The 12,727-nt window shown below is 40.3% G+C and carries 9 protein-coding genes, 1 other RNA gene and 1 pseudogene; 8 read left to right on the top strand and 3 right to left on the bottom strand.

Annotated elements, in window-relative coordinates; all coding sequences use genetic code 11:
* Together K8S13_RS25400 and lnt are read right to left on the bottom strand one after the other, a co-directional pair.
* Positions 1-464, bottom strand: a 464-nt coding sequence (locus K8S13_RS25400; RefSeq protein ID WP_291466598.1) for a PCRF domain-containing protein, incomplete at its 3' end; no start/stop codon positions are given.
* A 38-nt stretch (positions 465-502) separates the two neighbouring features.
* Positions 503-2,125 (bottom strand): annotated as a pseudogene (lnt, locus tag K8S13_RS25395) (apolipoprotein N-acyltransferase).
* Positions 2,126-2,218: 93 nt separating this feature from the next.
* On the opposite strand from lnt, the gene K8S13_RS25390 reads away from it, so the two are divergent.
* From K8S13_RS25390 to K8S13_RS25365, 6 genes are all read left to right on the top strand, one after another.
* Complete coding sequence (locus tag K8S13_RS25390; RefSeq protein ID WP_291466596.1) at positions 2,219-3,817, top strand: ATP-binding protein; 1,599 nt, start codon at positions 2,219-2,221, stop codon at positions 3,815-3,817.
* Between the two features lie 168 nt (positions 3,818-3,985).
* Positions 3,986-4,438, top strand: coding sequence for an Hsp20/alpha crystallin family protein (locus K8S13_RS25385; RefSeq protein ID WP_291466594.1), 453 nt, complete (start codon positions 3,986-3,988; stop codon positions 4,436-4,438).
* A 30-nt stretch (positions 4,439-4,468) separates the two neighbouring features.
* Positions 4,469-6,820 carry an endopeptidase La gene (gene lon, locus K8S13_RS25380; protein WP_291466592.1) on the top strand — a complete coding sequence of 784 codons (2,352 nt, stop codon included), beginning with the start codon at positions 4,469-4,471 and terminating at the stop codon, positions 6,818-6,820.
* 27 nt (positions 6,821-6,847) lie between these two features.
* Positions 6,848-7,645 (top strand): septal ring lytic transglycosylase RlpA family protein, encoded by a 798-nt coding sequence (locus K8S13_RS25375; RefSeq protein WP_291466590.1) that lies wholly within the window; start codon positions 6,848-6,850, stop codon positions 7,643-7,645.
* A gap of 12 nt (positions 7,646-7,657) precedes the next feature.
* Positions 7,658-8,215, top strand: a complete 558-nt coding sequence (gene gmhB / locus K8S13_RS25370) for a D-glycero-beta-D-manno-heptose 1,7-bisphosphate 7-phosphatase (protein WP_291466587.1) — start codon at positions 7,658-7,660, stop codon at positions 8,213-8,215.
* The gene (locus K8S13_RS25365; protein ID WP_291466585.1) at positions 8,216-10,366 is read left to right on the top strand and encodes an ATP-dependent RecD-like DNA helicase; all 2,151 of its coding nucleotides are present in this window, start codon (positions 8,216-8,218) and stop codon (positions 10,364-10,366) included.
* Positions 10,367-10,553: 187 nt separating this feature from the next.
* On the opposite strand, the gene K8S13_RS25360 is transcribed toward K8S13_RS25365, so the two are convergent.
* Positions 10,554-11,792, bottom strand: coding sequence for an aryl-sulfate sulfotransferase (locus K8S13_RS25360; protein WP_291466584.1), 1,239 nt, complete (start codon positions 11,790-11,792; stop codon positions 10,554-10,556).
* 309 nt (positions 11,793-12,101) lie between these two features.
* Here K8S13_RS25360 and K8S13_RS25355 point away from each other — a divergent pair, with 309 nt between their 5' ends.
* Together K8S13_RS25355 and ssrS are read left to right on the top strand one after the other, a co-directional pair.
* Entirely contained in the window at positions 12,102-12,308 is a 207-nt protein-coding gene (locus K8S13_RS25355) for a dodecin family protein (RefSeq protein WP_291466582.1), read from the top strand.
* Positions 12,309-12,318: 10 nt separating this feature from the next.
* Positions 12,319-12,504: non-coding RNA, 6S RNA (ssrS, locus tag K8S13_RS25350), on the top strand.
* Positions 12,505-12,727 lie beyond the last annotated feature (223 nt).

Genomic DNA, 12,727 nt, shown 5'->3' with positions numbered 1-12,727 from the left:
TGATAATCAATAATCTGAAATTTATATCCTTTTTTATCAATCCATCGGGTGTACATGCGCAACAGCATTTCAGCCCAATCCTGGGAATCTGTTCCACCGGCACCGGCATTGATGGAAACAAGTGCATCCCTTGCATCGTCTTCATCGTCAAGGGTGATCTGAACAGAAAATTTTTTTATTTTTTTTTCAAGTACGGATAAAAGGACAGCCACTTCTTTTTCACTGTCTTTATCCGACTCTTCAAGGGCAAGTTCTAAAAGAATATCTGCATCTTCAATGTCTTTGTAAATATTTTCCCAGGTTTCCAGAAGATTTGAAAGATAGGTTCTTTCTTTTAAAAGACCAGTGGCTTTGTCTGAATCGTTCCAGAAATTTTCTTTGGAAATAATTATCTCAAGTTCGCGGAGACGGTTTTGCTTTACAGGGAGGTCAAAGATACTCCTTGAGTCTGTCGGTTTTGGCATATATGGCTTGGATATTTTGTTTTAATTCTACACTCATTTTAATTTCTCCTAAACTTTTTTCTGATACATTTTAGCATAAAAGCCATGCAGATTGCAACTATTGAACTGATGGCAAAAATGTCCCCATATTTTGTATAGAAACTGATCTGGTTCAGGGCAGGGACTTGGCGCGTAAGGGCTCTGTCTGTGAACAAGGCGGTTGTTTCAAGGATTTTTCCCTTGGGGTCGATGAAGCCTGAAATTCCTGTATTTGCAGCTCTTGCTATGGTTCTGCGGCTTTCAACAGCCCGGAATACGGCAATGGAAAAATGCTGCAAAGCCGCCGAGGTATGCCCAAACCAAGCATCATTGGTAATGGTGGTAAGGATATCAGCCCCGTTTTTTACAAATTTGGATGCAATGGATGGAAACAATATTTCAAAGCAGATGAGTACACCTGTTTTGTGCGTGACCTTCAGGTTATGTGTGACCTTCAGGTTATGCGTGACCTTTAGGTTATGATTATTGAATTGAAGGGGTTTAAATGTTTTATCGCCAATGGAAAAATTTCCTGCCTGGGCAGTAATTTTTCCTAAAAATGTCAGATAGTCTCCAAAGGGAACATATTCTCCGAAAGGTACGAGATGGTGTTTGTCATAGGTTCCTGTAACGATGGAAAACCGGTTCAGCATGTAAGCCCGATTATAAAAATTGGCCTGATTTTCATCAGGCTTGAATGCAGGGCTTCCGATGAGAAAGTTTGTTTGTAATGACCGCACACATTGATCCACCTGGTTTTATAACGAGCGATTAAATCCGTAATAAAACGGCAGAGCGGTTTCCGGCCATATCACAAGGTCAGCCTTTTTTGAATCAGTCCTTTTTGATTCAGCAGTTGAAAGGCGGATATATTTTTCTATCGTCTGTTTTTTAAATGCATCACTCCATTTTAAATCCTGTTTAATATTGCCCTGAACAACCATAATGGTCGTTTTTTGTGCAGTTTTAATTTGAGAATCAATGGTATTGATTTTATGACTGCCGTAAAAAAGAGCCCCTGCGACCAGGATGAAAGTATAGGTAATGGTGATAAAATGTCTCTTTTGCAGCCTGTTTTTAAAGGACGCCCAGATGTCAGCCAGAAGACAGTTTACGAGAACAATGAGAAATGATACTCCATAAACCCCTGAAAAATCAGCAATCTGGATCAATAAAAGGTTTGAAAACTGGCTGTACCCCAGGGCTCCCCATGAAAAACCTGTGAACGCATAGGTTCTGATATACTCAAGACCTGTCCAGAGACAGGATGCGAATAGGGGTGCAAACCAATATTTTAGATCTGTCTTTTTTACAAGAAAAGCAAAAATTGCCGGGTATAGGGCAAGATAGAAGCATAAAAGGATGAGTGTGGAAATAGCAAGAACCAGATGGAGTCCGCCATACACATGTACGGTGGGGACAATCCAATAAATAAGGGTGAGAAAAAAGAAAAGCCCTGCGATAAAACCGCTATAAAAAGACTCTTTTAATGTCATTGACCGGATGGATACCAGCCACGGGACCAAGGCAAAAAAAGCAAAATACGAGAGGTCTGTTTTAGGAAAAGACAGCGTCAAAGCAAGGCCGCTTATCAAGGCGGGAAAATATTTAAGCAAAAAGGAATTGTTTTTTTTTGCAATCATTTTTTCTTATCTTATATTATTAAAAAAAGTTTGCTATACTTAACAGCTGGACGATAAGCAGTCAAATGATGTAATAATCAACAGGTGATTTTTATGAATCCTAAGCATAACGGCTTTGAACAATATTCTAAAGACCCGTCCGCTTCCTGCGAACCATTTGATTTAAATGGGCAGGAGTTGACCCGCCAGGAAATGAAAACCATGTTGGACTCTTCCCCTGCGGGAATTGGGCTTGTAAAAAACAGGGTTCTTGGCTGGTCCAATGATATTTTTTATTCAATGCTTGGATATGAATCCAATTCTTTGAAAGGAAAAAATACAAGAATTCTTTATGCCGATCAAAAAGAGTATGACAGAGTTGGAATCAATCTGTATTCCAAAGTGGATAAGTATGGCATGGGCATTGTTGAGACAAAGCTGGTTAGAAAAGACGGTTCATTACTTGACTTCAGAATCAGAGCATCAAACCTTGATAAGGAAGATCCATCAAAGGGAATTATCGTCGTTATTACAGATATTTCAGAACTGAAACTGCTACAGGTTCAGCTTCAGCAGGCCCAGAAAATGGAAGCCATCGGGGTATTGGCCGGTGGGATATCCCATGATTTTAACAATATTTTAATGGGTATTCAGGGGCACTTGTCGCTAATGCAGATTGATGTATCCGCCACTGAAAAAGTAACTGCTCACGCCAAACATATCGGCCGGATTGTGAAAACCGCTGCAGAACTGACAGGTCGGTTGCTCGGATTTGCAAGGGGTGGGAAATATCAGATTTCAACATTGAATGTTAATGAGCTGCTCTCTCTGGCTCTGAATATTTTTAAGCCCACCCGAAAAGATATTATCGTTCATGAAATTTATGAAGAAAAACCTCATCTGGTTGATGCCGACCAATCCCAGCTTGAGCAGGTATTTTTAAACCTGTTAATCAATGCTTCCCAGGCCATGCCGGAACATGGCGATATTTTCGTGACAACTCAAAATACCTTTATCAAAGAAGACCATGATTATCCCTTTAAAGTCCAGCCCGGACGATACATTAAGGTGACCATCAAAGATACCGGGATCGGCATGGATCTGGAAATTCAGAATAAGATTTTCGATCCATTTTTTTCAACAAAAGAAATCGACGATAAAAAGGGAAGAGGGCTTGGACTGTCAACTGTTTTTGGTGTTGTAAAAAATCACGGCGGTTTTATTTTGGTTGACAGTGAAAAAGGGAAAGGCGCAAACTTTCATATCTGTTTGCCGGCATCCAATAATATCCAGATAAAAGAGATAAAAGAGGAATCGAAAGCCTTTGAGCACATGCAAAAAGGATCTGAAACCGTGCTGCTGGTGGATGATGAGGAAGAAATTATCAATGTGGGCAAAAATTTTTTGGAAAAACTTGGGTATAAACCCATGATCGCAAGAAATGGATTAGAGGCGGTGGAAATATTCAAGCTCTACAAAGATGAAATTTCTTTGGTCGTCCTTGATCTGATTATGCCAAAAATGAACGGGAAACAGGCGTTTGCAGAGATAAAAAATATTCAGGAAAATGCTAAAATACTGATATCCACAGGGTATGCAGTTGATGATAAGATAGAAGGGTTTTTAAACCGGGGATGCCACGGGTTTATTCAAAAGCCCTTCTCTTTGAATAAGTTTGCAAGAATCCTGCGAAAGATTCTGGATAACACCTAAATCATTCCACCATTCAAGGGTATTCATTTTAATATATTTTATTATTTGAGGCGTTCACAGGTTTTTGTGAAATGATATTTTTGAATACAGCTTTACAATATCTGACTAAAATGATATTTTAAAGAGATCATTAGATGATCGATTTACCGGTATCATCAGGAGTTTTATATGAAACATATAGAAATACGGTTTGGAGATAATATTGAGACACATGCTACTGAAGAAAAATCTTTTGAAGAGCTGTTTCAATCTGTTAATCCCATATTCTGTTTCTCAAAGAGGATCTGGAAACCCCAGATGGATATATTTGAAACAAGAAATGAGATCTTTATCCAGGCTGAGATCGCAGGTGTAAGAAAAGAAGATATTATTATTGAAGTAAGTAATAAAGCTGTCAAGATTTTAGGAAGCAGAAAAAATAATCGCTCTGAACGGACAGCCACATACAGGCTCGCAGAAATACAATTCGGACAGTTTGAACGGGTCCTGTATTTGCCAAGTGTTATTGACATAGAAAAAGTATCTGCTACATTTTTTAATGGATTTTTGGAGCTTACTTTGGGAAAATTGTTCAGTAATAATATTAAGAGCAAACAAAATATTTCCATAGATTTCATTTAAGGCATTGATTCCAAAAGGAACCAGACAATAATGGATGATCTCAAGCATCCCTCAGGCAACGTAACATCATATAACATCCCGGACATCATTCCCATTCTTCCCATTGTGGACACCAATCTTTTCCCGAAAATGGTGCTGCCCCTGGTATTGATTCAAAAAGAAGCGGTGGAGTTGATTGATGAGGCCATGTCCGGCAACCGGATGCTGGGACTGCTTTTATCCAAGAGATCTGATATTAATTCCAGACATACGGCAAAGGATCTTCACAGGATCGGTACCGTGGCTATTATTTTAAAAATGTCTAAGATGGAAGATGATAAAGCCCAGCTTTTAATCCAGGGTTTAAATCGTTTCAAGGTCATAAAGTTCCTGCAGGATAAAAAATATATGCAGGCCAAAATTGATATCATGGAAAGCAAAAATGCTGACAGGAGCAAAGAAAACAGGGCTTTGATGGTCAATATTGTTGAGCAGTATGAGAAAATTGTAGCCTTGTCTCCTGGCCTTCCCTCAGAAATGGGTCATATGATAAAATCATTGCAGGAACCCAATATCCTTGCAGATATGGTGGCCTCCACCATTAACGCGCCTGTTTTGGAAAAGCAGAAAGTTATCGAGCTTTTGGATGTCAATAAGCGTTTGAAAAAAGTGACCCGGCTGGTTAATGATCAATTGGAAATCCTTGAAATGGGCTCCAAGATCCAAAGCCAGGTAAAAGAAGATATGGATAAGCAGCAGAGGGAATACTATCTTCGACAGCAGCTGAAAGCCATAAAGGAAGAACTGGGTGAAACAGGAAACGAAAGTGTTGAGATAAAGGAATACCGGACTAAAATAGAAGAAAAGGGGTTACTGGAAGAGGCACAAAAAGAAGCGGAACGGGAGTTGCAGCGCCTGTCAAAAATGCACCCGTCGTCTTCTGAATATGTGGTAGCCTCAACCTATCTTGACTGGCTGACATCCTTACCCTGGAATGAGAGTTCTAAAGACAAGCTTGATATTAAAGAGGCAAGAAGAATACTGAACAATGATCATTATGGTCTTGAAAAGCCTAAAAAAAGAATCCTTGAATATCTGGCTGTTCGAAAATTGAAAAATGATTCCAAAGGCCCGATTCTCTGTTTTGCAGGCCCTCCGGGAACCGGAAAAACATCCCTTGGCAGATCCATTGCCAGAGCCCTGGGCAGACAGTTTGTCAGAATTGCCCTGGGCGGGGTTCGTGATGAAGCTGAAATCAGGGGCCATAGAAGGACTTATGTGGGTGCACTTCCGGGAAGGATTATTCAACATTTGAGAAAAGCCGGTACAAACAATCCTGTGTTCATGCTGGATGAGATAGACAAGGTAGATTCATCCTATCATGGAGATCCTTCTTCCGCCCTTCTGGAGGCACTGGACCCGGAGCAAAATTTTTCGTTTTCAGACCATTACCTGAATGTGCCCTTTGATCTTTCCGATGTGATATTTTTAACCACGGCAAACGTGCTTCATACGGTTCCGGCACCCCTGCGGGACAGGATGGAGGTTCTGGAGCTCAGCGGATATACCGAGGAAGAAAAATTAAAAATTGCCACACGATATCTGATTCCCAGGCAACGGGAAGCCAACGGCCTTAAATCAACCCATATTAAAATTACGCCCGGTTCAGTTAAAAAGATTATTTCAGGATATACAAAGGAAGCCGGCTTAAGAAATCTGGAAAGACATATTGGATCAGTATGCAGAGGGGTTGCAAGCAAGATTGCCGAAGAGAAAGCCAGGAAATTTGTTGTGGGACAAAAAGATCTGCATGAATATTTAGGGCCGGCACCCAATATGCCGGATATGGCCCTGAGAATAGAAAAACCCGGGGTTGTTGTGGGACTTGCATGGACACCCTATGGCGGAGAGATCCTTTTTATAGAGGCTGTGGCCATGAAAGGCGGAAAAGGACTTGCTTTGACAGGGCAGCTCGGGGATGTCATGAAGGAATCTGCCAGCACTGCCTTAAGTTTTATCCGGGCCAATGCAAAAAAATTAAAAGTGGATGAATCCTTTTTTAGCAGCCATGATCTCCATATCCACGTGCCGGAAGGATCAATTCCCAAGGATGGCCCTTCCGCCGGCGTGGCCATGCTGACCTGTCTTGTTTCCTTGATGACGGGACGGCGTGTAAAAAAGCGTTTGGCCATGACAGGAGAGATTACACTTAGAGGAGAGGTCCTGCCGGTGGGCGGGATCAAGGAAAAGGTTATTGCAGCACACAGGGCAGGAATCAAAACGATTATTCTGCCGTTATGGAATCAAAAAGATATGGAAGATGTACCGGATAATATAAAAAATTCCATTGATTTTCATTTTGCCGATAAAATGAAAACTGTATTAGAATTAGCACTTGACTGATAATGCTATATATTGCGGAGATTTTTTTTGAGATTCAGAACCCAGATCCTGATATTGTTAATACTTACTTTTTTTGGATGCTCAGCCACCCTTGATACCACATATGACCCCATCCATATCCCCCCTTCAAAATCATATAAAACAAGTCCACATTCATCCACCGGACAAAAGACCCCTGCAACCCAGAAATCGTATAAAATAAAAGGGGTTCGGTATACCCCGATTGCCAGTGCCAGCGGATTTGTCCAGACGGGTATTGCATCCTGGTACGGCAGAAAATTTCATGGAAGAAAAACTTCCAATGGTGAAATTTATAACATGTATGCCATGACGGCTGCCCACAAAACACTGCCCATGAATACCTGGGTCCGTGTTCACAATTTTAAAAATAACCGGAAGGTCGTGGTGAGGATCAATGATCGGGGGCCGTTTGTCTATGGAAGAATCATAGACCTGTCTTACACAGGGGCAAAACGTATCGGGATTGCAGGCTCCGGAACAGCAAAGGTAAGGGTAACCGCCCTTGGAAGGGCCACATCGTATTCCAAGAAAACAAAAGATCCTATTGCCTTTAAACCCGTTGATTACTGGAAAGGCAATTTCACTGTCCAGGTGGGGGCATTCCAGGTCAAAACCAATGCCCAAAAATACCGGTATAAATTATCAAAAACTTATCAAAATGCCCATGTGGTTATTTTTACGGATGACCGGGGGACGTTTTTTCGGGTGAGAATCGGCAGGTTTACCAATTTGAAGGATGCTGAAAGGTTCAGTGAAAAAATTATTGCACGGGGTTTCAGCAGTGCCTTTGCAGTTGCAGAATAAAGAAAAGAAATCATGGGATATATAGTTTTTCTGGATCGGGACGGGGTCATTAATATTGATTCTTCCGAATATATTAAAAATAAATCAGAGTTTAAGTTTATTCCCAAAAGCCCTGAGGCCATCGCCCTTTTATGCAAAAATGGTTTTCATGTCATTGTGATCACTAACCAGTCCATGATTGGTAGAAATATGGTCACACAAGAATCATTGGATGCCATTTTTAAAAAAATGAAAAATGGTGTTAAAAAGGCGGGTGGAGAAATCAAAGATATTTTCTTTTGTCCCCATGCTCCGGAAGACAATTGTTCCTGTAGAAAGCCAAAACCGGGACTTATCCTTGATGCCCAAAAAAAATACCATATTGACCTTGATCAATCCTGCATGGTAGGGGACAGTATAAAAGACATTGAATGTGCCATCAATGCAGGGTGCTCAAAAATTTTATTAGTCAAAACCGGTAATGGATCAATGGCAGAGCATCAGCTTTCCAGCAAAGGTATTACGCCTGATTTTATCGGCTCAGATCTTTACGAGGCCGCCCTTTGGATCATCAAAAACGTGAAGATTTAAATGATCACCATTAAAGGAATTTTAGAGCGGCTTACCTATCAGAATCAGAACAACCATTATACTGTTGCGAAACTTCGCATCGCTAAAATCAGTGACCCTGTCACCATTGTAGGTTATCTTGCCGGGGTGGTTGAAGGTGAAAGCCTTGAAGTCTCAGGAAAATGGACCACCCACCCCCAATATGGGGATCAGTTTAAGGTAGAAGTTTACAAGGTTGTTTTGCCTGCCAGTGTTTCAGGAATCCGTAAATATATAGGATCGGGTATAATTAAAGGCATCGGTAAATCTTTGGCCGATAAAATAGTGGATCATTTTAAAGAAAGAACCCTGGATATCATTGAAAATGAACCTGAAAAACTAAAGAAAATTCACGGTATTGGAGAAGCAAAGAAAAAACTCATTGAGCAGGCCTGGAACAAACATCATGCCGTCAGAAGGGTTATGCAGTTTCTCCAGGAAAACAATGTGGGCGTGTATCATGCTGCCACCATTCTCCAAACCTATGGGTCCCAGGCCCTGAATATTTTACAGCAAGATCCTTATGTCATTGCAAAGGATATCCCACAGATAGGGTTTACCATAGCGGATATGATTGCCATGAAGGCAGGAGGTAAAAAAGATGATGAAAACCGCCTTCAAGCGTGTCTGATCCATAGTTTGTTGTTGTTCGAACAGGAGGGGCATGTCTATGGATTAAAAAGAGAATTGTTTAAATTATGCTCAAAGACATCGGGGGTGGAATCGGATAAGTTTGAGCAGGCGTTAGAAGCATTGATTGATTCGGATGAGGTAAGGACCCAAATCGATGAAGATGATATAAAAATCTATCTTTCAAGACTTTACAGAGCTGAATTTGGTATTGCATCAAGGATGAAAGCCATTTTATCCATGCCTGTCATATCTCATCAAATCCGCAAAGATCAAATTCTTGAAGAGGTACTGACAAAACTTGCCATAAAATTATCCCCAGAGCAATTGAGTGTTGTCAATAATGTGTTGTATGAAAAAATTGTGGTGATCACAGGGGGACCCGGAACCGGAAAAACAACTCTGATACGGGCATTGTGTGAAGTCTTTAAAATGAAGAATTTAAAGGTGGTTTTGAGCGCTCCCACAGGAAGAGCTGCCAGACGTCTTTCACAAGTAACCGGAAAAAAAGCTTTTACCCTGCACAAGCTTTTGGGGTTTGACTATGAAAGCCAGACCTTTGATAGAAATTTTGCCAATCCCCTTGAACTGGATGTGTTTGTTGTGGATGAAGCCTCCATGGTGGATACCATTCTCATGTATCGGCTTATTGATGCCATGCCGGTAAGTGCAATCCTGATTATTGTGGGGGATACATTCCAGCTTCCTTCTGTGGGCCCCGGCAATGTATTGTCTGATATTATTGAATCTGACCGTGTAAAGGTCTTTTCTTTAACAAATATATTCAGGCAGGCCAAACAAAGCCCTATTATCATGTATGCCCACAAAATCAGGAACGGAGAGATGCCGGATTTTCAAAAAGCTGAGTCTGGTGAATTGTCAGAATTTTATTTTATTGAGAATCAGAGATCTGAAAAAGTGGTGGAAACCATCCTGGAGCTTTGTTCAAAACGGGTGCCCAAGGCATTTCCCCACATTGATGAAATACAGGTCTTAACTCCCATGCATCGGGGGGAGGCCGGTACCATCAATCTGAACCAGCAGCTCCAAAGGGTATTAAATCAATCTAAGGGCGGTATAGAAGCCGGAGGCTTCACGTTTAAACCCAATGACAAGGTCATGCACCTGAAAAACAATTATGACAAAGATGTGTTTAACGGGGATATCGGTATTGTTCATGAAGTTATTAAATCCGAAAGCCGTGTTCTGGTGGATTATGACGGGCGTATTGTTGAATATGACATTCTGGAGCTGGATGAACTCACCCTGGCATATACCATATCCGTCCACAAATCCCAGGGAAGTGAGTATGCCGCCGTCATTATTGCACTGACAACCGCCCACTTCCCCCTGCTGCAAAGAAATCTTTTATACACGGCCATGACCCGGGGCAAAAATCTGGTGATCATTGTGGGATCATCAAATGCCCTTAAAATAGCTTTGAATAATAATAAAACTGCTTTGCGCCTCTCAAGTCTCAAACAAAAATTGATGGTATCGTAAAACAGCGGTTTTAAATTTTGTTGTTTGCAAAAATTTCATCCAGAGGCATTTGAGCAAAGATTACTCAAAAAAACAAGAAAGATCAATCTGAGAATGGAATTTTTCAGTATACCAAAAGAATATTATAATATCCCTGTTTAGATAGTGTTTGACATAAAATAAAGTTGCAATATATTAAATAACTTTGCTAATGCCCGGAAACAGTCCCATCAACTCCTATACGCTGCGCTTTAAACAAAAATAAATTTTTGTTTCTTGAACTCGTGTTAATGGATGGAACGTGTAATTCCCAAACTACTTCTTTGTCCTGAGTTAACTCCAAAATTTTATTAGCTTGAACCATCAGTCTATTATTATTTGGTAATATATTAATGTCACGTATGTGATGCATTGCAGCCTCCTTTGGATAAGAAAATTCCCAGACAGGAGGCCCTCCGTTGCGATTAAACTCGGCAACTTTGTTAGCCCCAGTCAAGGCCACGATAATGTTACCATTTTTCTGCAATTCCGGATCATGTGGGTGAGCTTTAGAGTTCCTCTTTGCTTTTCCTAATTTTAGTTCCCAAACCACATTGCCGGTAGTTCCAACTTCCACAATCAAATTAAAATTTCTTAAACTGAGCAGAGTGTTACCATTTTTCATGCGAGTCGCCGAATTCACATGCATCCATCCCTGATTGAATATTTTTGCAAAAGGAGGCTTGTCAAATCCATCCAGGCCATTCCAGGACCACACCTTCTGGCCTTTTTCATCAACCTCAACAACATGTTCCTTTCCTTTTGATGTCCAGCCCCGGACATAGAGATAATTGCCATTTGGCAACAGATCAACATCATGAGAACAACCGGAATCAAGATATTCAAAAACCACCTCTCCTCTTTGATTTACACGATAAAAACCAACCTGCTGAATATTAAAAAGGACATCGCCGCCTGAAAGTTTTTCGATATCCATCACAATATTGCGGCGAGATTTCTTGCCTTTAAAGAGGTGTGAAGGAACTTGGTACTGCCAAACAACACTGCCTTCCATGTCAACCTCCACAATTTTGGCTTTTTCAGGACGAATGTTAACGACAAACAGCGTTGTTCCATTATAAGTCTTATCGGGCTGATGCTTTCTTACTTGGTATGAAGAAAGTTCACTATGAGCAAAATTCATGGTAAATAGACAGCTAAAGATTGCAATGGATATAAAAATTCTCATTTTTTTTCCTTGAATATCTTTAAGAGTATGTCCTAAAAGACGAAACTTTGTCAACCTATTAATTTTACACTTTTTTTTAATAAATTTTACAACATTATAGCTATGCGCTACCATCATGGGAATATTAAAATGAATCCCTATAAAAATGTAAAACTCTAAAGAACTTTGAGGCAGTAGTTGAAATAACAGTTTTCCGGTGGCAACTTGAAAAGCAGACAAAAGACCATCTGTTTCAAATCAATATAGTTTTTGTGAATACTATTCCAGATGGTTCAAAGGACCGGAGGGGGACCGGAAGTGGAGGGTTGCGGAATAAATTGAATAGGAAATAAAAATTAAACTCACGTCAATTAACCTACTGAATTTTAGCACTTATCTTTTAATACTTATCAAAGAAAAAATTTTAAAACAAGTATACAAATAAATTTTATATCTGTATTATTAATCAAATGTTTCAATGATTTTTAGATGTCTAAAAATGTACCAAGTTCGTTTTGAGATTACCATAACTTTTGAAAGGAGATTGTCATGGATAATAGTGTCTATAAGATAATTGAAGTCGTAGGGTTCTCTGAGAATTCCTGGGAAGATGCAGCCAAAGCTGCTGTTGCTACTGTTGATAGTTCTGTTCGTGATATGCGGATAGCAGAAGTCGTTCAGATGGATATGCGCTTAGAGGATAACAGGATCGTTGGATACCGCACTAAATTAAAAGTCTCATTTAAACTTGAATAAACAATTAATTTTGCCCCTGAAATGTGCGTGATTGCATGATGGTCTTTGCCCTAAGCGTGTAAAAAGGGAGTTCACACTTTTGCTGGTGTGCTAAGTTCCTCCTGGTAAGGAAAAGCCTAAAGGTAATACTGGACGCCCACCTTTAGAACCAACGGTTCAAAGCTTAAACATGCAACACGGCAGTTTCGGGGGTAACTTTGGCAAATGGTTGAAATCTTATTTCGTGTTATTCGGCAATGGTTATTGTTGTATACAGGTTCCAATTGAAACTAATAGAAATATCAGCTCAAAAGTAGTAAGCGCTTAATTAACCCCACCTATCAAGGCGTGTAAAAATCGAGTATAAATTTAAACAGCGGGACCTGCAAGTAGAGTTTTGTCAATATTTTGAGGCATCAAAGCCATAAACTCATCGGCGG

This window comes from Desulfobacula sp., from assembly GCF_021107415.1.
Note: the sequence above shows the minus strand (reverse complement) of the source record. Positions and strands in the feature narration are given on the sequence as shown.

What these genes read in the sequence shown, in the direction of transcription:
- K8S13_RS25390 (WP_291466596.1), top strand. Translation starts at nt 2,219, where the DNA reads ATGAATCCTAAGCATAACGGCTTTGAACAATATTCTAAAGACCCGTCC.
- K8S13_RS25385 (WP_291466594.1), top strand. Translation starts at nt 3,986, where the DNA reads ATGAAACATATAGAAATACGGTTTGGAGATAATATTGAGACACATGCT.
- lon (WP_291466592.1), top strand. Translation starts at nt 4,469, where the DNA reads ATGGATGATCTCAAGCATCCCTCAGGCAACGTAACATCATATAACATC.
- gmhB (WP_291466587.1), top strand. Translation starts at nt 7,658, where the DNA reads ATGGGATATATAGTTTTTCTGGATCGGGACGGGGTCATTAATATTGAT.
- K8S13_RS25365 (WP_291466585.1), top strand. Translation starts at nt 8,216, where the DNA reads ATGATCACCATTAAAGGAATTTTAGAGCGGCTTACCTATCAGAATCAG.
- K8S13_RS25355 (WP_291466582.1), top strand. Translation starts at nt 12,102, where the DNA reads ATGGATAATAGTGTCTATAAGATAATTGAAGTCGTAGGGTTCTCTGAG.